Here is a 23,982-nt window from a genome sequence, read left to right as displayed (position 1 = left end):
AGTCTGGTAGCTCGTCGGGCTCATAACCCGAAGGTCGCAGGTTCAAATCCTGTCCCCGCAATTAATGAAAGTTACTTTTCAAGTTTCACTTGAAAAAAACTTCGGTCCCGTGGTGTAGCGGTTAACATGCCTGCCTGTCACGCAGGAGATCGCCGGTTCGATCCCGGTCGGGACCGCCATTTTCATATTTTAGTAGAATCAAACGAACCAATTGGATTCGTTTTTTTGTTTTTTTATGGTGATTTTTTAATTAAATACGCCTTTTATGGCGAAGATAGAAAGAAAATCGTTTAGAAATGAAGGATATGATATATTTACTTGTGATTATATTTGCGATTTTGAGAATTTACTTGCGATCCTATGTTATTATTTGCGTTTATAATCCAGCACTTCATTTCAAATCCAACCATAATTAATCAATTTTAAATTACATAAACAACTACATATCTACTACCGCAAAATCCAACCTACTTTGCTCATTTTTTTAAAATCATGTAAACTTATAAGAGACTAGCCTTAGGAATTTGTCCTAAGGCTTTTTTATAAAAGAATTGGGTGATGAATTCAATGAACGAGTACATAGTAAAAACAAACAATACAGAAGAAACATTACAATTTTCTAAAGAACTTGCACAGAGACTTCAACCAGGTGATGTAATTACGTTAGAGGGAGATCTAGGTGCAGGGAAGACGACATTTACTAAAGGCTTGGCAGTAGGACTAGATATTACTAAAAACGTTAGTAGTCCGACTTTTACCATTATAAAAGAATACAATGGGCGACTTCCTCTTTACCATATGGATGTATACCGATTAGAAGATTCCTATGAAGACTTAGGGTTTGATGAGTACTTTGAAGGTCAGGGAGTAACGGTTGTGGAATGGGCTCATCTGATTGAAGAACAACTTCCAAATGAACTTTTACAAATAAAGATTACTCACGGGGAAGAAAATACTCGTATATTAACGATTACGCCCATAGGAAAACGATACGAAATGCTTTGTAAGGAGCTATTTGCATAATGAAGGTATTAGCAATTGATACATCTAATTATCCACTAGGCATTGCCCTAATTGATGACAATCAAGTGATTGGGGAATACATAACGAATATTAAGAAGAACCACTCGGTTCGAGTCATGCCAGCAATTCAAACTCTATGCAAGGAATGTGACGTGAAACCAGCAGAGTTGGAGAAAATCATTGTTGCAGAAGGTCCAGGTTCCTATACTGGTGTTCGTATAGGAGTCACTATTGCAAAAACTTTAGCTTGGACATTGCAAATTCCTCTTGTAGGGGTTTCGAGCTTAGAAGTGTTAGCAGCTTCAGCGGCACGTTATTTTCCAGGCTATGTGGCTCCTCTATTTGACGCTAGAAGAGGACAAATCTATACTGGCCTGTATCGTTTCAAAAATGGCTCACTCGAGACAGTGAAACAGGACCAACTGGTATTATCCGCAGATTGGGCAGAACATTTAAAGGAGCTTTCTGAGCCTGTTTTATTTGTTGGAAATGACCTTCCGATTCACAAGGAAGCCCTAGCAGAAATTATGGGGGATCAAGCAAGATTTGCTCATTCGACTGAAAACAATCCTCGTCCTGGGGAGCTAGCTCATTTAGGGATGTATCGTGAGCCAGTTGATGTGCACACCTTTGTACCAAATTATATTCGATTAGCTGAAGCTGAAGCGAAATGGCTAGAAGGGAAGAAGGAAAATGAAGCAAAATGAAGAAACTCAATCATTGACTGATTCCTTAGTATTTCGATATTTGAAGGAAGAAGATATTGATCAAATTCTAAAAATTGAGGAGCTTTCATTTGCAACCCCTTGGACTAGACAGTCATTTGAAAATGAATTAAATTTAAATCAATTTGCTGTCTATCTTGTGTTAGAAAAGGAAGGACAAATTGTAGGTTATTGTGGAATGTGGCTTATTGTTGATGAGGCACATATTACAAATATAGCTGTGTTACCAGAGTTTCGTGGTCAAAAGTTAGGTGAAGCCATTCTTCGTATGATCATGGAGATTGCAAAGAAGAGGGGTGCGAAGACAATGACACTTGAGGTAAGGGTTTCGAATGAAGTGGCACAGTCTCTGTACCGTAAGCTTGGCTTTATGAACGGTGGAATACGAAAGAAATATTATACTGATAATTATGAGGATGCATTAGTCATGTGGGTGACAATATGAGTGAAAAAAATCAATATATATTAGGTATAGAAACAAGCTGTGATGAAACGGCTGTTGCCATTGTAAAGAATGGACATGAAATAGTAGCAAATATAGTAGCCTCACAGATCGAGAGTCATAAACGCTTCGGTGGAGTGGTTCCTGAGATTGCTTCTCGCCATCATGTAGAGCAAATCACGATGGTAATTGATGAAGCGATGAAAGTGGCAGAATTACAGTTTTCAGATATAGATGCGATTGCTGTAACGGAAGGACCAGGACTTGTGGGTGCCTTATTAATAGGAGTAAATGCAGCAAAGGCACTTAGCTTTGCACATGGTATTCCTCTTGTAGGAATCCACCATATAGCTGGTCATATATATGCCAATCGGCTGATAAAGGAAATGGAATTTCCACTTTTATCATTGGTAGTGTCTGGTGGACATACAGAGCTAGTTTATATGAAAGAACATGGTCATTTTGAAGTAATCGGTGAAACAAGAGATGATGCTGCGGGTGAAGCGTACGATAAAGTGGCAAGAACGTTAAAAATGCCTTATCCAGGCGGCCCACATATTGATCGGTTAGCTGCTGTGGGGTCACCTATAATTGATTTACCAAGAGCTTGGCTAGAGGAAGGCTCCTATGATTTTAGCTTTAGTGGGTTAAAATCAGCAGTTATCAACACTGTCCACAATGCAGAGCAACGAGGAGAAGTCATCGCACCTGAAGATCTTGCGGCAAGCTTTCAACAAAGTGTGATTGATGTGTTGGTAACTAAAACCGTACGTGCTACCAAACAATACGAGGTTAAGCAAGTACTACTTGCGGGTGGTGTTGCAGCGAATAAAGGTCTACGAACGGCACTTGAAAATGAGTTTTCCACAATGGAAAATGTAGAGTTACTGATTCCGCCGCTCTCTTTATGCACAGATAATGCAGCAATGATTGCTGCAGCAGGAAGTGTCATGTTTGAAAAAGGGCAAAGAAGTGACTTTTCGTTAAACGCAAATCCAGGGTTAGATTTATCTATCCACAATTCATAGTCTTAGGAAAAAGTCCCTATCATAAGATAGGGGCTATTTTTTGTGTATAAACACTCTTTCGACAAGTTTCCCTGTGTATAATGTGGATAAAATAAACTAAAATTGTGGATAATGTGGAAAACCCTGTGGAAAGCTTATATTTAACCACTTTATCTGTGAATAAAATTGTGGAAAAAGAAAAACCGAGATAGAATAATCTTCCCGGTTCTTTTTGCTTATTCAGCTAGCTCGCTCCATTCTTCTAGTAGTTCATCTAGTTGAAGTTTCGCCTGTTCATTTTCTTCATTAATTTTAAGAACTCTTTCATGATCCTGGAAAATCTCTGGTTCACATAACAAGGCATTATTTTTCTCAATGGTTTCCTCTAGTTGTTCAATCAGTCCCTCGATTTCTTCAATACGACGCTTTCGCTGGCGCTCCAATTTCTTGGCTTCCTTATCGATTTGATAGGTATTTTTGTCGGGGCTAGCTGATACGGTCGTGGCTGCCTTTTCCGCTAGTTCAATTGCTTTTAACTCTTCTTGTTCCAGCTTCTTTTCCACAAAGTAATCATAGTCTCCGAGGTATTCAATGGCAGCAGATTTACTCAGTTCAATCACTTTTGTGGCTATTCGATTAATGAAGTATCGATCATGAGATACAAATAGAATCGTACCAGGATAATCCACTAAAGCATTTTCTAAAATTTCTTTGCTATCCAAATCCAGATGGTTGGTAGGCTCATCTAATATAAGAAGATTCGCCTTTTGCATCATGAGCTTAGCTAGTGCAAGTCGGGCTTTTTCCCCACCACTAAGGGTAGACACGGTTTTTAACACATCGTCACCTGTAAACAAGAAATTGCCTAATACCGTTCGGATTTCCTTTTCACTCTTCAGTGGATAATCGTCCCAAAGTTCATTTAACACCCGTTTGTTTGAAGTTAAAGCTGCTTGCTCTTGGTCATAGTAGCCAATACTGACATTTGCTCCATAATGAACTTGTCCTTCTAACGGTTGTAACGTTCCTTGAATCGTTTTGAGTAGCGTTGACTTTCCAATCCCATTTGGCCCCACTAAGGCTACGGAATCCCCTCTAGTAATTCGAATGGAAAGATCCTCTGCTATTCGTCCATCTTGATAACCAACTGCTAGGGAATGGATATTTAACACCTCATTGCCACTTTGCTTCTCAATATCAAAACCAAAGGAAGCAGACTTCTCATCTCCTAGAGGCTTGTCCATTACTTGCATTCTCTCTAGCTTTTTCCTTCTACTTTGAGCACGCTTTGTAGTAGATGCACGCGCAAGATTTTTTTGAATAAAGTCCTGAAGCTTTGCTATTTCATCTTGCTGTTTTTCGTATTGTTTTAAATCACGCTCGTAGTTTTCGGCTTTTTTATCAAGATAAGAGCTGTAGTTTCCTGTAAATTTACTAATTTGGTTTCGCGAAATTTCGTAGACTTGATTGACTACTTTATCTAAAAAGTACCGATCATGAGAGACAATCAAGATGGCACCCGTGTAGCCAGTAAGATACTGCTCTAGCCAAGCCAAAGTATCGATATCTAAATGGTTGGTAGGTTCATCCAATATAAGAATATCAGGCTTCGTTAATAACAGCTTCGCAAGGGCTAAACGAGTTTTTTGACCACCACTCAAGCTATCAATTTTTGTAGAGTAATCGAATGAATGGAAGTTTAAGCCATGTAATACAGAACGAATATCAGATTCGTACTGGTATCCTCCGTTCTCCTTAAAATCGTTTTGAAGAAGGTCATATTCTTTGATTGTCCGCTCATACAAAGCAGCATCCTCAAATACGGCTGGATCAGCCATTTTTTCCTCTAGCTTACGAAGCTCCTTCTCTTGTTTCATGAGATTTTCAAAAACGGTAAGCATTTCTTCCCATATGGATAATCCAGAAACAAGACCTGTGTTCTGAGCTAAATACCCAATGGTCACATGCTTAGGCTTAATCAAGTCACCTGATTCATATGAAAGGTGACCGGCAATAATCTTTAGTAAAGTAGATTTTCCGGCACCATTACGTCCTACTAAGGCAATTCGATCTCTTGTTTGAACTTCAAGTTTTATATTCGTTAAAATTAGATCAGCTCCATAAGACTTGGAAAGCTGGTTTACTTGTAGTAATATCATTGATTTCACCTCTATACTTCTACGGTTAGTGTATCGCATTCAATACGGATGAGCAATGATATGAAATGTGAAGTATGTTACAATGTAATCAACGGAATGAGGAAAGTAGTGTATGATTTTATAAGAGGTGTATAATAGATGACAGAGTTCACTCATTTTAATAAAGAAGGCAGAGCGAAAATGGTAGATGTGAGTGATAAGCCCGAAACGGTTCGAACGGCCATTGCCCATTCTAGTATCACTGTCAATCAAGAGATATATGATCGAATTACCCATAACCAAATGAAAAAGGGTGATGTGCTAGCAGTAGCCCAGGTAGCAGCAGTAATGGCTAGTAAAAAAACATGGGATATCATTCCAATGTGCCATCCTATCCCACTTACCGGTGTCGATATTTCTTTTGATTGGGAATCAGATAACAATTGCCATACTCTACATATATCTGCTAGTGTAAAGACAAAAGGGAATACGGGTGTAGAAATGGAAGCGTTAACAGCTGCTTCTGTTTGTGCGCTCACCGTTTATGATATGTGTAAAGCAGTAGATAAAGGAATGGTTATCGGAAAAACGTACTTGGTTGAAAAGACCGGTGGCAAAAACGGTGACTTCAAACGGGAAGAGAGACTATATTAGTTAAAGATAGAAGGCAGGGGAAGAACGATGAGTAACGAATCAGTGAAAATCCCACAAGCAACAGCGAAAAGACTACCATTGTATTATCGCTTTTTAAATAGCTTACACTCATCAGGAAAACAACGAGTTTCATCTGCAGAACTTAGTGAAGCGGTAAAGGTAGATTCGGCAACCATTCGAAGGGATTTTTCATACTTTGGAGCGTTAGGCAAAAAAGGGTACGGGTACAATGTAAACTATCTATTATCCTTTTTCCGTAAAACACTCGACCAGGATGAGCTAACGAAAGTGGCTTTAATCGGGGTGGGGAATTTAGGGACAGCATTTTTAAACTACAATTTCTTAAAGAATAATAATACGAAAATTGCTGTTGCTTTTGATGTTGTAGAAGATAAGGTAGGTACAAAAATTGGTGAAGTACCTGTCTACCATATGGATGAACTAGAAAAGGTCATTGAGAAGGAAGATATACAGGTAGCCATATTAACGGTTCCAGCAACAGTTGCTCAATCCATTACTGATCGGATGGTTCAAGGAACAGTAAAAGGAATTTTAAACTTTACACCAGCCCGTTTAACAGTACCATCGTCAATAAGGGTTCACCATATTGATTTGGCTATTGAGTTACAGTCGCTAGTGTACTTTTTAAAGCACTATTCAGTGGATGAAGAAGAGGTAGTAGTAGAGGAATAAAATAAGCCGCCCTAGGTGAACTGTACTCCAATAGTTAGTGATGTCTAACAATTGGAGTACAGTTCACTACAGAGCGGCTTATTTCTTTTGCTGCTTTTTTATCTCTTTTACTTTGAAATGTAAAAGAATCATCCGAATGCCTGAACCAATATCAAAAGTAGCTAGCACAACCAGTAAGTAGGTAAAAAATCCCCACTCTCCATTCTGCTGTAAGTCCTGAATGGCAAACACAGTGAACAGAGCACCTAAGATGATGTATATAATTCCAGAGAATAACGGTGACTGTCTCATAAGAAGAATCCTCCAATAAAGCTTTGCATTTGTTCTGCTTGTTTCATAAGTTTTTCTATGTCTTCCCTATATATCGATTGCACAAGAACAACAAAAGTATTCATTGCCACGTGAGCAACGATAGGAACAAGAATCCGATTGGTTTTTACATATAAATACGCAAAGGTAAAGCCCATCGCAGAATACAGGAGTGTATGCTCTGGTTCCATATGAGCAAAAGAAAAGATGACTGAACTTAGTAAGGCAGATAGGAAAAAATTAAAGCGTTTATAAAAAGCGCCAAAAATGATCTTTCGAAAGACAATTTCTTCTAAAATAGGCCCAATAACTGAGCTAACCACAATCATAATTGGAAAAGATTCAATGATACGTAAAATTTGCTGTGTATTCTCCGATCCCATTTCGATGCCAATCAACCGCTCAATGTTTGCAGCAAAGGCTTGGGCAAATAGAGCAAGAAATACTCCGGTAATGGCCCATAGGATCGAACGACCAATGCTCGCTCCATTTCTTTCTGCTTGTGCCTGGATCATCTCTTTACGTAAAAGCACTAAAACAATTATAAGTGTGACGGAAAAGCTGAAGACAAGCCAAATGATACCTGCGAATGCCTGAGATTGCCCCGTTTCAAAACCAATCATACCAAGGATAAGAGAAGTTATGGGGACACCAATAAAGCCTGAAAGCTGCATGGCAATATAAACAATTAATATAAACCAATATTCCCGTTTCAAAACAAGTCTCCTTTTCAATCCAATATAGTTATTCTACTCGTAAACAGCCCGTTGTATCAAATAAGAAGAATTATTGTCCGCTTTTTAGCATTATATGGATAGAATGATTAGAAAAGTACATACTTAGTAAGGTTGCAAAATTAACAAGTTATGGGAGGACTTTTACAAAAAATTTATAAAAAAAAGCGGTTTCTTGCTTGCAAAAAAAGATGAGATTCATTAATATAATAAATGTGTTAGCACTCTAGTTAAGTGAGTGCTAATAAATTAAATCTTACATATATTTGAGGAGGTTGTTTCACTTGTTAAAGCCACTAGGTGATCGCATTGTAATTGAGCTAGTTGAAACGGAAGAAAAGACTGCAAGCGGTATTGTATTACCAGACTCTGCTAAAGAAAAGCCACAGGAAGGCAAAGTAGTTGCTGTGGGAACTGGTCGCGTTCTTGAAAGCGGTGAGCGTGTTGCTCTTGAAGTTTCAGTAGACGACCGCATTATCTTCTCAAAATACGCTGGTACAGAAGTGAAGTACGAAGGCAAAGAGTACTTAATCCTTCGTGAAAACGATATTCTTGCTATTCTTGGCTAAGAGTAAAACGTTTCTTATTAAATAATAAAACTAAACGAAAACAAGATAAATTGAAAAAACTCGAGGAGGGTATTTTACAATGGCTAAAGAAATTAAGTTTAGTGAAGACGCACGTCGCTCAATGCTTCGTGGGGTAGATGCACTTGCAAATGCTGTTAAGGTAACATTAGGACCAAAAGGACGTAACGTGGTTCTTGAAAAGAAATTCGGTTCACCACTTATTACAAACGATGGTGTAACAATCGCGAAAGAAATCGAACTTGAAGATGCATTCGAAAACATGGGTGCTAAGCTTGTTGCTGAAGTAGCTAGCAAAACAAACGATGTAGCTGGTGATGGTACAACTACTGCAACTGTTCTTGCTCAAGCGATGATTCGTGAAGGCTTAAAGAACGTAACAGCTGGTGCAAACCCAATGGGTATCCGTAAAGGAATGGATAAGGCAGTAGGAGTAGCGGTTGAAGAGCTTCGTGCAATCTCTAAGCCGATTGAAAGCAAAGCTTCTATCGCTCAAGTAGCAGCTATTTCTGCAGCTGATGATGAAGTAGGACAATTAATTGCTGAAGCAATGGAGCGTGTTGGAAACGACGGCGTTATCACAATCGAAGAATCAAAAGGCTTCACTACGGAGCTTGATGTAGTAGAAGGTATGCAATTCGATCGTGGATATGCATCTCCATACATGGTAACGGACTCAGATAAAATGGAAGCTGTTTTAGACAATCCATATATCTTAATTACTGATAAGAAAATTGGAAGCATTCAAGAAATCCTTCCAGTTCTAGAGCAAGTAGTTCAACAAGGCAAGCCATTATTACTTGTTGCTGAGGATGTAGAAGGAGAAGCATTAGCTACATTAGTAGTGAACAAGCTTCGTGGAACATTCAATGCAGTAGCGGTTAAAGCTCCTGGATTCGGTGACCGTCGTAAAGCTATGCTTGAAGACATCGCTATCTTAACAGGTGGAGAAGTGATCACTGAAGAACTAGGTCGTGACCTTAAGTCTGCAACGATCCAATCTCTAGGACGCGCTTCTAAAGTTGTTGTAACAAAAGAAAATACAACAATCGTTGAAGGTGCTGGAGACTCTGCACAAATCGCAGCTCGTGTAAACCAAATCCGTGCGCAAATGGAAGAAACAACTTCTGAATTTGACCGCGAAAAATTACAAGAGCGCTTAGCTAAATTAGCTGGCGGTGTGGCAGTTGTTAAAGTTGGTGCTGCTACTGAAACAGAATTAAAAGAGCGCAAGCTTCGTATCGAAGACGCATTGAACTCTACTCGTGCAGCTGTTGAAGAAGGTATCGTTTCTGGTGGTGGTGTAGCCCTACTGAACGTATACAACAAAGTGGCAGCTCTAGACGTTACTGGTGACGAGAAGACAGGTGTGAACATCGTACTACGTGCGATGGAAGAGCCAGTTCGTACAATCGCACACAATGCGGGTCTTGAAGGATCTGTAATCGTTGAGCGCTTAAAGCGTGAAGAAGTTGGAACAGGCTTCAACGCAGCTACTGGTGAGTGGGTAAACATGATCGAAGCTGGTATCGTTGACCCAACTAAAGTAACTCGTTCAGCTCTTCAAAACGCTGGATCTGTTGCGGCAATGTTCTTAACAACTGAAGCAGTTGTTGCTGACATCAAAGAAGACACTCCTGCAATGCCTGACATGGGCGGCATGGGTGGAATGGGCGGCATGATGTAATAAACATCATAAAGCCTTGATATATAGGGGTTTTTAAGTGGAATAAAGATAAATGCTCATACTTTTGCTCATAGTAAACAAAAAATGCTCATTTTTTTCACAAAAAACGTCTTATTAGAGAAGGTCTTTCATCAGTTTACTGAACTGGTGGGAGGCCTTTTCTTCCATATTAGCTGTCATATGAGCATAAATATTCATAGTAGTGTTAATATCTGTATGTCCTAAACGTTGCTGAATCTCCTTTACTCCAACACCCGCTTCAATTAATAGTGAAGTATGTGTATGTCTGAAGGAGTGAGGGGTGATGTTTTTGTTTATATTTGCCATTTTTAATAAACGTTTTAGTCTAGTCTCCACTACTTTTCTTAATTGCGGATGTCCATCATTACGTGAAAAGATAAAGTTGTTATCGACATAAAAGTTACCTATTTTCAACTTAGTTTCTTTTTGTTTGATTTCATGGCGTTTCAACATTTTTATGAGCTTTTCATCAATTTTAATTGTTCGTATAGAACCTGTTGTTTTAGGTGTAAGCAACTCATACTCCTTAATATTATTTTTAGGATTGTATAAAGTCTTAGTAACACGTAATGTGCCTTTTTCTTCATCAAAATCCGTCCATTTAAGGGCGAGTAATTCACCTATTCGTAAACCTGTATAAGCAAGAGTTGTAAATATTAAATAATCCATTTCTAAACCATTTGTATTAGCTAACCGTAGGAATTGGGCTAGTTCTTCCTTTTCTAAAAATTTTATTTCATCTTCTTGACTTTCAAGCTCTTCTACTTTTGCTATATATTTAGGTAAGCGAATATTTTCCGTTGGATTTATTTTTATTAGGCCTAATTCTGTAGCATGACTAAAAATCATTCTTCCACAAGCATGAATCCCACTTACGTAATTTCGACTATACTTTTCGGACAGTTCTATTATTCGTCTATGATATACCTGCTTGCTTATTTTTTTTAAAGGATATGGCCCCCATTCCGATATGAAAAGGTTCATTTCCTTACTACGAGCTCTTACACTACTTATTTTTGCGTTTAAAGCATAGTTCTCTATCCATTGTCGAGCAAAAGCTTCGAAAGTCATTTTCGTTTCTTCTACATATGTTCCATTTTCTATTTCTGCTTCCAGTTTTCTTGCTGCAGAAACTGCTTCTTTTCTTGTTTTAAAGGTCGCTTTTGTTTTTTGTTTCTGTCTTTTGGTAAGCGGGTCAATACCTAAAGAAACAGTATATCCCCATTTTTTGTCTCGTTTATAAATATAAGCCATGTTAAACTTCTCCTTTCAATTTCTTTTCCTTTTTTAAACGGTTATTGTATGCCATTTCACAACTAGATCTTTTCCTATTAGGAACTGGCGGACAAAACCTTTGCCTTTGGTGGGTAACTTCAAAAATATAACCACAATTGTCACATTCACGTACTTCTACATCATTAACTAATGCCCTAGCCAGTTGAAAATAAGCAAAGCTAAATAGATCATCAAACCAGAAACCTTGATTGTAAGTGCCGTTACTATATTCAAAATAGGTATTTGGATTATATGCATCTAGTCTTGAAAGTAAATCTACCACATGATGTTTTGCTTGATCCAAAACACTCTCATCATTATTCGAAGTATATATTTTAGGAAGTAGTGTGCGTATTTTTGGCACATTCTTTGTTTGAATCATTTTAAACCATTCAAAGTCGTGTTTATAAATTGCAATCTTTTTATTAAGTACGGATATAGAACTAAAAGGGAAAAAAATATTATCACCATAAAGTACTACATCAAATCCCCTGTCATCCTCAATCCCTGAAGGCATACCAAAATGTTTAGAAAATCTCATTAAGGACTTAATGTCAAAAACATCTAGCTTGGCTAATTCTGTATATAATGAATGAGCATCTTGAAGGTTATACGTTTTTGGTATTTTGGCCAAAGAATCTGGTTTAACACCAAATATTAGTGGGTCGTTCAAAGGACTGCCTAACTTTAATGCATATAACTCTTCAACAACTGATACTTGATGACTACTACTTTCTAATTCCGCGTATTTCTTTAAACTTGTTAGTAGTAAATCTTCATCGATTTTTTTGTAGTCAGCCCACTTTTGAATAATTGTTTTTGAAGAACGAAATAAAAGATCCCTATGAAAGTTCACCTCCTTAATGAATTGTTCTTTTAATGCTACCTTCCAAAAGTCTGTTAATTCCTTTTTTTTCAGTGTATATGTTTCTGGCAACTCCTTGGCTTTGGAGGTAGAAGCAGGAAGATACAAACTAAAAGGGTATTCTTCTAATAAATTAATGTCTTCAATTAAGAGGTAATCTTCCATAACGATAACTTCTTGATCACATTCAACCTCATTTAAAAAATTTTTATTCATGTCGTACCCCTATCAATTTTTAAATTTTAAAAAGTGAAAACACATAAATCTATCGTATTTAGTAGTATATTGAATTATTTTTTCTGTTTACCTTCAATGTTAACGACATAAATATGTGTTAATCATTTAATTTTATGTGTTGATGATTGTGTGCTAAATATATTACAATTAATTATAGGTTAACACAACTACGACATAAACAACAACAATATTATGAGTTTTATGCGTTAAGGGGGTGGGCCTATGTTTAATAAGAGAAATCACATCATTAGAGAAGCCAAAGGTGATATACCTTATTGGGTAATTGCGGAGAAGTTAGGAGTTCATGAGAATACTATTATGAATTGGATGAAAAAGGAAATGTTGGATAATCGGAGGGAAAAAATTTTGAGTGCAATAAAAGAGATTAAAGAAGAAGTGCGGAAGGAAGGGTGACATTTTTCATGAATGAAAAAAAAATTATCCACTTATCTTTGGATGAAGAAGGATTAAAAGAACTTTATCTCTCTGAAGTGAAAAAACATCTTGAAAATATTCAAATGGAAACAATTCTGATGGACAGTAAGGAACTGTGTAAGATGTTAAACCTTTCGTGGCCGACCATAGAAAAGCTGTTTCTGTGTGACCCAAACTTTCCTTATATACGGATAGGGAAAAAGTGGATTTTTAACAGGAATGAGGTTCAAGATTACATCGATAGATGGTTTATTGAAATTAGAGAACTAGGTGGAAGAGTCAATATATAGAGGAAGATTAAAGGATGTTGGAGTTGATACCATGAACAAAAATAATAAAGAGGTTGACCTTTGCCCAGATCAACCTCCGAAAAAAAGTGAAACTACTAATATTATAGCACAAGAAATAGATCCCTTTTATGAGGATTTGCAAAAAGAATCACAGACAATTGCTCTACAAAAAACACCTCCTTTTCCTTATAAACTACTCCCAGAACCCCTCGGAAGGTTTATAAATAATACATCAAAGGCTCTTTCATGTCCTCCAGATTTTGTAGGATTAGGAGTATTGGTGTGTGCAAGTGTAGCCATTGGTAATGGAGCAGTACTTGAGCTAAAGAATAGTTGGAGGACGGGAGCAAGTCTTTATTGTGGTATCGTAGCTGAACCAGGAAGTGCAAAAACACCAGCTATAAAAAAAGCCTTACAACCTCTTTTTGAAATGCAGGAACGTAATTATGAAGAATACCAAACTAAGAAAATTCAATTTGAACTAGAAGAAACCAATTACGAGGTTGAAACTGAAAAGTGGAAGCAACAAATTAAAGATAAGAGGGTATTAGATAATAATGATAAACCTGAAAAACCCAATCCTCCAATCTTTGAACAAATAATAAGTATGGATTCAACAATGGAATCACTTCAAGAAATTCTATTATTTAATAAAAGAGGTGTAATAAAATTTCACGATGAGTTAGTGGGGTTTATTAAGGGAATGAATCAATATAGAGCGGGTGCAGGAGCTGACAGGCAATATTGGCTATCTATTTGGTCGAATGAGCCAATAATTGTAAATCGAAAGGGGAAAGAGCCTTTACAAATATTAAAACCATTTGTAAGTATTCTAGGGGGTATCCAGCCTGAAATGATTGATGAGATTTTAAAAGTAGGACAAGGTGGAATTGCCAATGATGGGTTTATAGATCGCTTCTTATTTAGTTATCCAGACTCTATTCCTTCTAATTGGACCGACGAAGATGTTACTGAAGAGGTAGCTTCTGGGTACCGAGAAATTATATTTGACCTATATTATGCCTTAAACGAGGAACACCCAAAAGTAGTTAAACTTTCATCTGAAGCAAAAGAAGTTTTTACAACTTGGTATGATGTTACCGAAAATGAAACGTTAGCCCCTGGTTTTCCTGAAACATTAAAAGGTCTGTGGAAAAAAATCAAGGGACTACATCCAAGAATATTACTAATATTGCATATGCTTCACTGGACTAGTGATAAACAAGCGTCTGATATTGAAGTTGTAGATAAAGAGCTGGTAATGTTTACAAACTATTTTATGGAATATTTTAAAGGACAAGCAAAAAAAGTATTTCAATACACACAATCAAATAATGAGGATAAGAATGCAATAAAGTTGATGGACTTTGTAAAGAGAAAAGGAGATGCTCATGAAAAAGGTATCTGTATAAGAGTAAATGCTTTAAATCAAGGAAAAGTGTTTGGTCGCAATACGAAAATAGGAATTATAGAAGAAACCATTGCTAGAATTGAGTCACAGGGTTTAGGCGAAATTGAACATTTAGAGTACAAAAAAAAATATATAAAGCAATTCATATTATATCCAAATGCAATTCAGGATTAAAAGTAAATGCTCCTACTATAGAACATGTAGAAAATTTGTAGAACGATGATACACATCTGGAAACCTTATATATAAAGGTTTATCTATATTGGTAGAACATTCGAACCACGGGGTAGAGAATTAAATATTAAATATAGAAAGTAATTTACAGTTCTATTAGTTCTATAATTTGCTAATAGTCTAACAGACACAGGTTTTTATAATAGAAAATTTTAAAACTACAGTTCTACTTGTTCTACAGTATATGGATATGAAACTTACAAAACAACCAATTATAAAAAAGGAGAGTGATGATTTTGGCTAAAATATCCAAAATGGACCAAAAAGAACGTTTTATTGAGATGAGAGCAAAAGAGATACCGTATGAGCAGATTTCGATGGACTTAGGTGTCAGTAAGCCTACTCTTATTAAATGGGGTAGGGAGTTAGAGTTAGAAGTTAGTAATCGTAGAGCTTTAGAATTGGACTTTCTGCAAGATAAGTACTTTGTTTCAAAGAAAAAAAGGATAGAGTTTTTCGGGGAACAGTTAAATCGTTTTAAAGAAGAGCTATTTAAGAGGGACTTATCGGAGATACCAACAGATAAATTATTTGAAATGGCAATGAAGACAATTGGTAGTCTAAAGCAAGAAGAAATTGTTATTCAACTAAAAGAAAAAGGTACTCTAGATGATACTCTGGAAAGCTTAACAGAATCCTATCTAGAATGGAGAGCATAAAAGCTGGTTAAAGTCGTTAAAATAATATAAAAGTTTACCAAAGGTTTACTGTTTTTTTACCTTTTCTGGTCTAGTATATTTAGCTGTGTGTTTATAAGCTTCTTTAAAAAGTAAATATAATCCATAAACATATCGGTATATTCTATGATAAAATTATAGGTAAATTCTTTTAATAGGTTATTCATTAAGCTAGGTATAGATAGCTCGATAATATAGTTAAATCAGAAGTAATAGGGAGTTTTGCTTATGCAAAAGTTAGAGGTAAATGAAAAACGTAACTCTGTTATTGATATGGTCAATGATGTTTACGAAGCAGATAGTATAGAAAAAATGAGGGAAATTCCAAACAAATCAATTGATATGATCCTATGTGATTTGCCTTATGGAACAACACAAAATAAATGGGATTCAGTTATTCCTCTAGATGAATTATGGGAACAGTATAATAGAATTATAAAAGATAATGGAGCAATCGTATTAACTTCAAGTGGGGTTTTTACGGCTCAACTCATCATAAGTCAAACGAAGTACTATAAATATAAATGGGTATGGGAAAAGTCGAAGGCAACGAATTTCCTTAATGCAAAGAAGCAGCCATTAAGAAAACATGAGGATATTTGTGTTTTCTATAAAAAACAACCTGTATATAATCCTCAAATGGGTAAAGGGGAATCTTACAACAAAGGAGTACGAAAAAATCAGTTAACTGGAAGTTACGGTGATTTCTCTCCTGTTCTTGTTAAAAGCGATGGAGATAGATACCCTACAGATATTATATATGTTAAAACTGCAGAATCAGAAGGTGAAGTTGTCCACCCTACTCAAAAACCTATTGAGCTAGGAAGGTATCTCATTAGAACATATACTAACGAAGGTGCAATTGTATTGGACAACACTTCAGGTAGCGGGTCATTTCTTGTGGCTGCACTTATGGAAGGTCGTAACTTTATTGGTATTGAAAAAAACGAAGATGTTGAACTATTTAAAAAGGCAAACATTGATTATATTGAGATCTCGAAAAATAGATTAAGAGAAGCTTGGGACAAGCTAGACGAAATTAAAAAGTCAAAAGTGCATAATGTAAACTTGATAAATCAGTTTATAGAAGATGTCGAAGTTTCCAAAGAAGAAGATTCGTTGGACCCACAAATGAGCATGCAATTATAGAAACAAAAAAGGGAGACACTATGTTTATCGGGTACGGTTTATAGGTACAAAACATCAAATCGCACCATAAATAACATACTAATTGGCAGTGCCTTCAACATTAAATTAACAATAGAAAAAGCAGAGGATTTAACATCCTTCTGCTTTTTTTTGATTATTTATTTTCCAACCTATTTGTTAATGAACATTTTATTCGTAGTGTGCATTAAGGCAGCTGTCTATAACCATGTTTATAAAGGTAACACCATTGACCGAAAATGTTTTTACCTCATACCTTATCTAAACTATAATATATAAATTCGAATATACGCCTTTTCATAAAACATTTCCTCATTTTAAGAACTTGTTTATTGCTTTAGCATACCAGTAAACGATCTTGATTGGTTTAGTAACCGGTTTTGTTAAATCTTTCATCACACTTTGAGCTAAGTTTTTTCTTTTCTCTGGTGGTCGACCACGCTCTGTCAACTTCTTATCAATCTTATTTTGTAAATTATCAATTGCCCCATGTATTCCTTTTTTAGGTCTTTTATCATTTCCTAACATTAATAAATTCCTCCCATTCTAAATGTCTTTCATAAAGTGTTAAGAATTCGTTAGGTCTGTAAGTTGTAAATAAGTGTCTTCGCCTACAAATAACATTTCATCATCAACATTATCCCAAGCATTCCTTTTTCTGTTTGCACAATATTTCCGTTTAACTATGTTTTCCCTTTATTATTATTCTCGTCTTGCAGATAATCTAATATTATAAAGCTGGATTAACGATTGCTTAATTTGTTCTTTATACTCACTAATACCAAAAGCCTCTAGTACTGCATCATCAAATTCGTTACGATCTTGTTGCTCTAACTCCTGTGCAATAGGTAATACATCTCTTTGTTTTAATATGTTAAACTTTGTTAATATATTTCTAGTTTGCTCTTCATTTATTAAGGCTGGATTAAGCATAAATAAACTGTTTTTTATATTTGTTGCACTAAGGTCTAAGGCACCAAGTCCACGTCCAAAACCAATGGCTTCAATATAAAACAATCCAATCACACTATTGAGAAGTGCATGACATAAATCAACATTAATGGTACTTCTCTTTTTAGTAAATCGTATGAGTCTTTGATTCACAAAGGAGCGTTGCTCTAACTTTGCAACAAATAATCTATGATATGGATTCATACTAATTACCATATCTGCCAGGGTAGATGGACTCATAGTATACCACTCTATATTTGGTCGACTCAGAACTTGAGGTAAAGGCTCTCCTTTTCCATTTACTTGATTAGCAAAACGCATAATCCAATTATATGCCCTTAAATCGTTATTTTCTTGGAGTGTTTCTAATGAATCGCTACAACAGAAAGCTTCATCAGTTGCAACTGCGGTAAGTCCTGTTATCTGTCTTGAATTTAATAGAACTGGTTCAATAAATTTTTCCTCAATGCCGTGTCCCGCTTCAGGATAAAATAGTCTGTCCCATCCACGTCTTTCACCACGCTTGATATCAAAGAAGTCACTTGCCGAAACTAACTTTTCACCTATTGAAATTAACCACTTACAATCTGTGAATAGTGCATTTAACCCTAGCCCTAAATTAGATATTCCTTCTATCTCAGGAGGAGTATATTGAGTTAATAAGAAATCTGAAGGTTCCTGAATGTTTCCACGAATCAATGCAGTTAATTCATTAATCTTATTGTAATCAATGTTACTGTCAGTAGTAGTTGTTTCTTCAATATTATTTTGTAATACAACAAAAGAGGTGGTTTCATTTTCATTCTGTGTATTCTGTTGAACTTCTTCTAGAGATCGTTTCTTTAACACTAATATGTTTGTAACCACTTCAGCATTATCAAACCAACGTCCATTTCCTGAAGTAACTACACATTCTATATTGAAGAACCTATTAAGTATTGTTCGGAACTTAATACCCCATTTAGTTGATAACCAAGAATTTGAAATTATTAATCCTATTCTTCCATTTTCATTTAGTAACCCCCATAGAGAAAACGGTAGGTATGCATAAAGGTCACTCTTTCCATCAAGCTCTAACGGTTCTTGAGCTATTTGAGATATAAGATTATTAATATCATTAATGATAGTAGGATTTAGTACCTTTAAATCCTCTTGTTGGACGAACGGAAGATTAGAAACTATTGAATCCATTACTGGTAGAGTTTCTACAACTGGACTTCCATCATTAGGACTAAAGAGGTTTACTTGATATCCAGACACTAAATTTATTGCATCCTCTTTAAAAATCCTTAGTATCTCTCCTGTATTTTCTGGTGTTGTCATTGCTAATGTAGCCATTTGTATAGGAAATGAAAATTTATCGCTAGCCCAAGTCGTTGAAATAGCCTGTCTTTGGGTGAGTCCAGAGTTAACCTTTAAATTATAGGCGGACTTACTTATTGTTCCAGTACCACAACATGGGTCAATTACATTTGCAGTGGTATCTCTTATAGTTAAAGCAGTTAATAGAGCAGCTAATTCTTTTGGTGTATGGAATTGTCCACTAACTTTTCTTTGAGTACGGTATACAGTATTTTGAAGTAGGTCTTGAATCAATGTTGTACTAACTTCTTCTAGGCGTAAGTCAGTTAAGAATTCATTAAACTGAACTATTCTTCCCCAAGTGTTATTATCAATGAATGCTTCTCCCAGTTGAGGTTGAAAGATGTTCCAAAAATCACACGATCTAGAAATACTAGTTATAATTTCTGTCGCATCATGAATAGTAAAATTGTCTCCACTTATGTTATTAATTTCTGTAGCTTCATGACGGAACTGTTTTAATATATGAGCAAATATTAATTTATTTGCCCATGTTATTAGTGCAATCTTTGCTAAAGGAATCCATGGTTCTCTATAATCTAGGTATTCCTGTCGATTCCCCCTCCACCATAATGTAACTTGGTCCCTAAATTCAGTGTTTGTTCTAGCGACTTGTCTCATATTATCTGCGACTACTTCTGCATTATCGAGAGTAACAGTAGAAATACCGTTTCCTGTTAAGGCTTCAATTAAAGTAGTACTTTTAATGGAACCTTCATTTAAATAAAAATTAATATCATCTAGCATTCTATGTAGTTGTGCTTTCCATTCATCTCTAGATTGAAAAACCTGATTTCTTCTAGTAATATGATTTAAATCATTCCAAGTATGTAGAATCTGGTTATTACCATTTTCATCGATTACATATAATACTGCAGTAGTAACATTCCACAATAAAAAACTATTTGTACCTAGTGCATCAGCTTTAATCCGAGCATTATTTATTAATTCTGTATCATCAATTGGAGTGTCAGGTAATTTTAGTTCCCATCCTTGTAAGATTAATGATGAATGATTGTCACCAAAAATTAATACATCAGGAAATAAATTTGTTCTACCCGTGGATAGCGTGTTTTCTCCTCCTCCACGTTTAATGGTGACATTCCTATTTGTTGCCCAAATGTTTATTTCAGAAATAACATCAATAGCCCAACTTCTTTCGTTGTAGTTAGTAATACTCACTGTTTTTACCTCCTAATATTTTATATCATTGTAAGTACTGACATTGTAATCCTTAGCATTTCTCTTTTATCTTTAGGTAAAGGTCGAAGTGTTACATTTTCTGGATTTGCCTGTAAATGTCCCACCTTCCCGATAATATGTTCAATTTTCATATAGGTTGAGCCTTTCCAAGTTGGAAAATATATATTAAATATAGGAATTTCCTTTTTAAAATGAGCTTTAAGGAAGTCTCTAAGAATAGCTAGACGATCATATTTTCTTTTGTCAGGTTTCGGATAATATCTTGAAAGTGTTTCTTGTGAAATAGGAACATGATTCTTATAAGTTGGTGCTTTTGTATTTTTTTTATATTCTAAAATAGCAAGCGGTATTAAATTCTTATCTAATATAATTAAGTCAACATCACCCGGCCATGCTGCTCCTGATCCTCTACTTAAGTAACATTCCAAAGTAGTTGGACTATATGTAAGCCCCTTCTCTCCAACGTTAACTATACCACCAGAAAGTCGCTGAATATCTTGCTTTATATCTCTTAGAGATTTCTGGTTAGTGCTTGCGATTTTTCCATCACTATTAATTGCTGCTGTAACAATCGGTTGAGGGCTATTTCCCCAATCTTTTGATTCCTTAAATAATTGATATTTTAAATTTAAGTTACAGAGTTTTGCAAAACTACCTAATCTTTCAACGTATTGCTTACTTTCACACTTATATAAATCGTGCTCTAATGATGACTTGTTAGTATGAGGCCAATATTTGTTTTTATCATCAACTATTGTTTTTATCCAGATTTCGTCTGATAAGCTATAATTCTTCCAGTTAACAAAAAAGTCAAAAGAGACCCCTGTATAATTTCCTGGTAGAATTGTATCACTAAACCAGTCATCTGGCGTACCTGAATACTCATGATTATTTGGCAAATCATTTCTATCATCGCATTTTGCCCACACAGGCTTTTTGAACAAATATATCACCCCAACAATTACTTATTTGGGATTATTATCCTACAGATATATAATATGTTCAACTTAAGATTGTAAAATATCAAACTTTTAATTATATATTAATGGTAAAATATAGGTAAAACGTAATGAGCTTACATTACATTAATAATAATGGTTGCAAAAGGGGGAAATTATGTGGTCCAAAATAATTTGAAATCTATTAATGACATATTTGAAAATAGGTTATTTAGAATACCGGATTATCAGAGGGGCTATGCATGGGAGAAGGGACAATTAGTTGACTTCTGGGAGGATCTAAATAACCTCAGGTCTAATCGACCGCACTATACTGGTGTAATAACTTTAGAACCTGTTAATGAGGAAAGACTTACTAGGTGGGAAGAAGAATCTTGGATTATAGAAAGAGGACATAAAGCTTATTATGTAGTTGATGGACAACAGAGGTTAACTACTATTATGATTCTTATTCAAGCTATCTTAGAGCAATTACCTGATGACCAAACTATTAATCACTACGATAAGCAAGAAATAAGAAAAAAATACATATGTCATTACACGCCAGGAGGAGTATTAAAGGCTTTTCTATTTGGCTATGAAAAGGACAATCCAAGCTATGAATACTTAAAGACTCAGATCTTTAATGAAGAGTCGAATTCAAATCAAAGTATCGAAACACTCTATACTAAAAATCTTCATGAAGCAAAAGAATTCTTCTCCAAGAAGCTTAAAAGCTTAACCATTGAGGAAATTTCAGAAATATTTAAAAAAGTAACTCTACAATTGAAATTTAATATTTTTGAGATAGAAGATCAGGTTGATGTGTTCATCGCATTTGAAACTATGAATAATCGTGGAAAAAAATTATCGACTCTAGAACTATTGAAAAATAGGCTAATTTATCTCACAACTATTTTAACAACGGATGAAGACTTAGAGGGTTCAGCAAATCTAAGAAACAATATTAATGAATGTTGGAAGACAATTTATGAGTATTTAGGGAAAAATAAACAGAAACCACTAGATGATGATACTTTCTTGAAAAATCATTGGATAATGTATTTTGGTTATACCAGGGATAAGGCAAATGCTTATGCAGATTTTCTTCTTAATGAACATTTTATTGCAAAACAAATACTAGATAATAAATTATCAGGAAAAGATATTCAAAATTACGTAACTAGTTTACAAAATAGTATAAAGAAGTGGTTCTATTTGTATAATCCTGATGCTTTATCTGAAGAAAATAGCACCCACACGTTTTGGTTAAGAAAATTAAATCGGCTTAGGTTTGGAGCATTTGCACCCCTAGCAATGGCTGCATTGCTTAAATGTGATGATGACCAGTTAGTAACTAAACTCTTAAAATCAATGGAGAGATATATATTTGTAGTGTTTAGAATATCTCAACGTAAATCGAACACTGGTGATAGTCATTTTTACAAAGAGGCATTAAAGCTATACTACGGCAAAAACAATATTAATGATGTTATCGCAGAGATAGAACAATGGATAACATGGTATATTGATATTCCGGCATTTAAAAAACATATTGAGGAAAAATTTAAATTTGAGGGAAATGGATACTATGGATGGTCAGCCTTAAAGTATTTTCTTTACGAGTATGAGCTGAAGTTACAGGGAGAGGCAGGTAAGGGTTCTCCGAAACTTTCATGGTCATATTTCGAGAAAACGGCTGATACAATTGAACATATTTTACCTCATCAAGCTTCAAAGGACTGCTGGACAAAGGATTTTGAAAAATTTGATAGTTACGAACAAAAATATTTGAGAAACTCCATTGGTAATCTTTTAGCTCTTTCTAGGAGTAAAAACTCTTCATTAAAAAATAGTTGCTTTAAAGATAAAAAGGTACAACCTAATGGACAAAAAGGATATTTTAATGGTTCTTATTCTGAGATTTCAGTAAATCAATATGACAATTGGACTCCATATGAAATTAAAGATAGAGGTCTTAAAATGTTGAAGTTCCTAAATGAACGATGGAATCTTAATATTAGCGATGACAACCTAGAAGAGCTATTATTTCTTAGCTTCCTGGAAATTGAAGAAAATGCCGATGTAATGTAATTGTTCATTATTAATTCCAATCTATGTTTTGGCCATGTGATCCTTCTTTCATATTTGATTTTTTTAAAAAGATCTATAGTAGGATTAGTCTAAAGGTAGATTAACAGTAGAAGTATTTATATCTTTAAATAATGTAAAGTAGGAGGACATTTACGTTGTTTTCAATTAGGTCCCTTTTTATTATTAGCTTTTTGATATTAATATCAGGTTGTGTAGTTATATACTTTGGAATCCAAAAACGAGATATTGCACTAATTGTCTCGGGTATTGGTCTATTTGGTTCATTTGTCGGGATGTATGCCAGTGCTCAAACCTCAAAAAAACAATATGAACAAGACAGACCCTATATAATCATGAAAACGAATCAAAGCAGGTATGGTCATTTTCAACTTGAATTTAAGAATCTTGGCAATAATATTGCTATCATTAAAGGGCTTGAACTTAATGAAGAATGTGCATCATTAAAAGGTGAAAGCATACCTGAACTAATTAGAGATGTAGTATTAGAAGGAAAAGGGTCAATAGTTTATCCCTATACTATAAGTGGCGGGGAAGATTCTAAGCAAAAATTGAGAAATTTTTCTGGCTACGTTTACTATGAAGATATAGACGGAAAAACATTCAAAAATAAAGTAATTCTAAACCTAGAAAAGTACTTACCAACATTAACATATAATGAAGAATCTTTAAAAAGAGATTACGAAATAATACAAATCAGTAAAACACTAAAATCTATTAATGAGAATCTTAAAGACAAATATATAACTAAGAGATAAAGAGAAAGAAAAAAGCGTAGAGCTTCACAGAGGTTAGAAGTAACAGC

The 23,982-nt window shown here is 35.2% G+C and carries 23 protein-coding genes and 1 tRNA gene; 16 read left to right on the top strand and 8 right to left on the bottom strand.

Annotated elements, in window-relative coordinates; genetic code table 11:
* The first annotated feature begins 103 nt into the window (after positions 1-103).
* The 5 genes from BKO01S_RS17945 (at position 104) to tsaD (ending at position 3,218) form a co-directional block, all read left to right on the top strand.
* Positions 104-179 (top strand) — tRNA-Asp (locus tag BKO01S_RS17945).
* A gap of 388 nt (positions 180-567) precedes the next feature.
* The gene (gene tsaE / locus BKO01S_RS17940) at positions 568-1,023 is read left to right on the top strand and encodes a tRNA (adenosine(37)-N6)-threonylcarbamoyltransferase complex ATPase subunit type 1 TsaE (RefSeq protein ID WP_066057334.1); all 456 of its coding nucleotides are present in this window, start codon (positions 568-570) and stop codon (positions 1,021-1,023) included.
* Positions 1,023-1,730, top strand: coding sequence for a tRNA (adenosine(37)-N6)-threonylcarbamoyltransferase complex dimerization subunit type 1 TsaB (tsaB, locus tag BKO01S_RS17935; RefSeq protein ID WP_066057331.1), 708 nt, complete (start codon positions 1,023-1,025; stop codon positions 1,728-1,730). The genes tsaE and tsaB overlap by 1 nt, the downstream gene beginning before the upstream one ends.
* Positions 1,717-2,193: a ribosomal protein S18-alanine N-acetyltransferase gene (rimI, locus tag BKO01S_RS17930; RefSeq protein WP_066057326.1), complete on the top strand. Its 477-nt coding sequence runs from the start codon at positions 1,717-1,719 to the stop codon at positions 2,191-2,193. The genes tsaB and rimI overlap by 14 nt, the downstream gene beginning before the upstream one ends.
* Entirely contained in the window at positions 2,190-3,218 is a 1,029-nt protein-coding gene (tsaD, locus tag BKO01S_RS17925) for a tRNA (adenosine(37)-N6)-threonylcarbamoyltransferase complex transferase subunit TsaD (RefSeq protein ID WP_066057323.1), read from the top strand. Before rimI ends, tsaD begins: the two co-directional genes overlap by 4 nt.
* Positions 3,219-3,433: 215 nt before the next feature.
* Here tsaD and abc-f read toward each other — a convergent pair whose 3' ends face one another.
* Entirely contained in the window at positions 3,434-5,356 is a 1,923-nt protein-coding gene (gene abc-f / locus BKO01S_RS17920) for a ribosomal protection-like ABC-F family protein (protein ID WP_066057321.1), read from the bottom strand.
* Positions 5,357-5,494: 138 nt separating this feature from the next.
* Between abc-f and moaC the strand changes: the two genes are divergently transcribed.
* A complete protein-coding gene (moaC, locus tag BKO01S_RS17915) occupies positions 5,495-5,989 on the top strand; it encodes a cyclic pyranopterin monophosphate synthase MoaC (RefSeq protein WP_066057317.1) in 495 nt (164 codons plus the stop codon).
* Between the two features lie 27 nt (positions 5,990-6,016).
* Entirely contained in the window at positions 6,017-6,682 is a 666-nt protein-coding gene (locus BKO01S_RS17910; protein ID WP_066057314.1) for a redox-sensing transcriptional repressor Rex, read from the top strand.
* Positions 6,683-6,760: 78 nt separating this feature from the next.
* Here BKO01S_RS17910 and BKO01S_RS17905 read toward each other — a convergent pair whose 3' ends face one another.
* Together BKO01S_RS17905 and BKO01S_RS17900 are read right to left on the bottom strand one after the other, a co-directional pair.
* Positions 6,761-6,973: a YdiK family protein gene (locus tag BKO01S_RS17905; RefSeq protein ID WP_066057311.1), complete on the bottom strand. Its 213-nt coding sequence runs from the start codon at positions 6,971-6,973 to the stop codon at positions 6,761-6,763.
* The gene (locus BKO01S_RS17900; RefSeq protein WP_066057307.1) at positions 6,970-7,707 is read right to left on the bottom strand and encodes a CPBP family intramembrane glutamic endopeptidase; all 738 of its coding nucleotides are present in this window, start codon (positions 7,705-7,707) and stop codon (positions 6,970-6,972) included. The genes BKO01S_RS17905 and BKO01S_RS17900 overlap by 4 nt, the downstream gene beginning before the upstream one ends.
* A gap of 302 nt (positions 7,708-8,009) precedes the next feature.
* Between BKO01S_RS17900 and groES the strand changes: the two genes are divergently transcribed.
* Together groES and groL are read left to right on the top strand one after the other, a co-directional pair.
* Entirely contained in the window at positions 8,010-8,294 is a 285-nt protein-coding gene (gene groES / locus BKO01S_RS17895; RefSeq protein ID WP_066057304.1) for a co-chaperone GroES, read from the top strand.
* A gap of 79 nt (positions 8,295-8,373) precedes the next feature.
* Positions 8,374-9,999 (top strand): chaperonin GroEL, encoded by a 1,626-nt coding sequence (gene groL / locus BKO01S_RS17890; protein WP_066057302.1) that lies wholly within the window; start codon positions 8,374-8,376, stop codon positions 9,997-9,999.
* Between the two features lie 114 nt (positions 10,000-10,113).
* Here groL and BKO01S_RS17885 read toward each other — a convergent pair whose 3' ends face one another.
* Together BKO01S_RS17885 and BKO01S_RS17880 are read right to left on the bottom strand one after the other, a co-directional pair.
* On the bottom strand, positions 10,114-11,274 hold the full coding sequence (locus BKO01S_RS17885) for a site-specific integrase (RefSeq protein WP_066057299.1): 1,161 nt from the start codon (positions 11,272-11,274) through the stop codon (positions 10,114-10,116).
* A 1-nt stretch (position 11,275) separates the two neighbouring features.
* On the bottom strand, positions 11,276-12,376 hold the full coding sequence (locus tag BKO01S_RS17880) for a hypothetical protein (RefSeq protein WP_066057296.1): 1,101 nt from the start codon (positions 12,374-12,376) through the stop codon (positions 11,276-11,278).
* 243 nt (positions 12,377-12,619) lie between these two features.
* Here BKO01S_RS17880 and BKO01S_RS17875 point away from each other — a divergent pair, with 243 nt between their 5' ends.
* From BKO01S_RS17875 to BKO01S_RS17855, 5 genes are all read left to right on the top strand, one after another.
* Positions 12,620-12,811 carry a hypothetical protein gene (locus BKO01S_RS17875; RefSeq protein WP_066057294.1) on the top strand — a complete coding sequence of 64 codons (192 nt, stop codon included), beginning with the start codon at positions 12,620-12,622 and terminating at the stop codon, positions 12,809-12,811.
* Between the two features lie 8 nt (positions 12,812-12,819).
* Positions 12,820-13,122: a helix-turn-helix domain-containing protein gene (locus BKO01S_RS17870; protein WP_232311273.1), complete on the top strand. Its 303-nt coding sequence runs from the start codon at positions 12,820-12,822 to the stop codon at positions 13,120-13,122.
* 31 nt (positions 13,123-13,153) lie between these two features.
* Complete coding sequence (locus tag BKO01S_RS17865) at positions 13,154-14,707, top strand: YfjI family protein (protein WP_157077411.1); 1,554 nt, start codon at positions 13,154-13,156, stop codon at positions 14,705-14,707.
* A 296-nt stretch (positions 14,708-15,003) separates the two neighbouring features.
* Complete coding sequence (locus BKO01S_RS17860; RefSeq protein WP_066057290.1) at positions 15,004-15,426, top strand: hypothetical protein; 423 nt, start codon at positions 15,004-15,006, stop codon at positions 15,424-15,426.
* A gap of 246 nt (positions 15,427-15,672) precedes the next feature.
* Positions 15,673-16,593 carry a DNA-methyltransferase gene (locus BKO01S_RS17855; protein ID WP_066057287.1) on the top strand — a complete coding sequence of 307 codons (921 nt, stop codon included), beginning with the start codon at positions 15,673-15,675 and terminating at the stop codon, positions 16,591-16,593.
* A 330-nt stretch (positions 16,594-16,923) separates the two neighbouring features.
* On the opposite strand, the gene BKO01S_RS17850 is transcribed toward BKO01S_RS17855, so the two are convergent.
* From BKO01S_RS17850 to BKO01S_RS17840, 3 genes are all read right to left on the bottom strand, one after another.
* On the bottom strand, positions 16,924-17,139 hold the full coding sequence (locus BKO01S_RS17850; protein WP_066057284.1) for a hypothetical protein: 216 nt from the start codon (positions 17,137-17,139) through the stop codon (positions 16,924-16,926).
* A gap of 174 nt (positions 17,140-17,313) precedes the next feature.
* On the bottom strand, positions 17,314-20,106 hold the full coding sequence (locus BKO01S_RS17845) for an N-6 DNA methylase (RefSeq protein ID WP_066057281.1): 2,793 nt from the start codon (positions 20,104-20,106) through the stop codon (positions 17,314-17,316).
* A gap of 20 nt (positions 20,107-20,126) precedes the next feature.
* On the bottom strand, positions 20,127-21,071 hold the full coding sequence (locus BKO01S_RS17840; RefSeq protein WP_066057278.1) for a hypothetical protein: 945 nt from the start codon (positions 21,069-21,071) through the stop codon (positions 20,127-20,129).
* Between the two features lie 174 nt (positions 21,072-21,245).
* Here BKO01S_RS17840 and BKO01S_RS17835 point away from each other — a divergent pair, with 174 nt between their 5' ends.
* On the top strand, positions 21,246-23,159 hold the full coding sequence (locus BKO01S_RS17835) for a DUF262 domain-containing protein (RefSeq protein WP_066057275.1): 1,914 nt from the start codon (positions 21,246-21,248) through the stop codon (positions 23,157-23,159).
* Between the two features lie 155 nt (positions 23,160-23,314).
* A complete protein-coding gene (locus tag BKO01S_RS17830; RefSeq protein ID WP_066057272.1) occupies positions 23,315-23,935 on the top strand; it encodes a DUF8453 domain-containing protein in 621 nt (206 codons plus the stop codon).
* Positions 23,936-23,982: the final 47 nt, after the last annotated feature.

The organism is Robertmurraya korlensis NBRC 107688, assembly GCF_001591645.1.
Taxonomy (GTDB): Bacteria; Bacillota; Bacilli; order Bacillales; family Cytobacillaceae; genus Robertmurraya_A.
Note: the sequence above shows the minus strand (reverse complement) of the source record. Positions and strands in the feature narration are given on the sequence as shown.

What these genes read in the sequence shown, in the direction of transcription:
- rimI (WP_066057326.1), top strand. Translation starts at nt 1,717, where the DNA reads ATGAAGCAAAATGAAGAAACTCAATCATTGACTGATTCCTTAGTATTT.
- BKO01S_RS17855 (WP_066057287.1), top strand. Translation starts at nt 15,673, where the DNA reads ATGCAAAAGTTAGAGGTAAATGAAAAACGTAACTCTGTTATTGATATG.
- BKO01S_RS17850 (WP_066057284.1), bottom strand. Translation starts at nt 17,139, where the DNA reads ATGTTAGGAAATGATAAAAGACCTAAAAAAGGAATACATGGGGCAATT.
- BKO01S_RS17875 (WP_066057294.1), top strand. Translation starts at nt 12,620, where the DNA reads ATGTTTAATAAGAGAAATCACATCATTAGAGAAGCCAAAGGTGATATA.
- tsaE (WP_066057334.1), top strand. Translation starts at nt 568, where the DNA reads ATGAACGAGTACATAGTAAAAACAAACAATACAGAAGAAACATTACAA.
- BKO01S_RS17865 (WP_157077411.1), top strand. Translation starts at nt 13,154, where the DNA reads ATGAACAAAAATAATAAAGAGGTTGACCTTTGCCCAGATCAACCTCCG.
- BKO01S_RS17880 (WP_066057296.1), bottom strand. Translation starts at nt 12,376, where the DNA reads ATGAATAAAAATTTTTTAAATGAGGTTGAATGTGATCAAGAAGTTATC.
- BKO01S_RS17905 (WP_066057311.1), bottom strand. Translation starts at nt 6,973, where the DNA reads ATGAGACAGTCACCGTTATTCTCTGGAATTATATACATCATCTTAGGT.
- groL (WP_066057302.1), top strand. Translation starts at nt 8,374, where the DNA reads ATGGCTAAAGAAATTAAGTTTAGTGAAGACGCACGTCGCTCAATGCTT.
- BKO01S_RS17910 (WP_066057314.1), top strand. Translation starts at nt 6,017, where the DNA reads ATGAGTAACGAATCAGTGAAAATCCCACAAGCAACAGCGAAAAGACTA.
- BKO01S_RS17885 (WP_066057299.1), bottom strand. Translation starts at nt 11,274, where the DNA reads ATGGCTTATATTTATAAACGAGACAAAAAATGGGGATATACTGTTTCT.
- abc-f (WP_066057321.1), bottom strand. Translation starts at nt 5,356, where the DNA reads ATGATATTACTACAAGTAAACCAGCTTTCCAAGTCTTATGGAGCTGAT.
- tsaD (WP_066057323.1), top strand. Translation starts at nt 2,190, where the DNA reads ATGAGTGAAAAAAATCAATATATATTAGGTATAGAAACAAGCTGTGAT.
- BKO01S_RS17870 (WP_232311273.1), top strand. Translation starts at nt 12,820, where the DNA reads ATGAATGAAAAAAAAATTATCCACTTATCTTTGGATGAAGAAGGATTA.
- tsaB (WP_066057331.1), top strand. Translation starts at nt 1,023, where the DNA reads ATGAAGGTATTAGCAATTGATACATCTAATTATCCACTAGGCATTGCC.
- moaC (WP_066057317.1), top strand. Translation starts at nt 5,495, where the DNA reads ATGACAGAGTTCACTCATTTTAATAAAGAAGGCAGAGCGAAAATGGTA.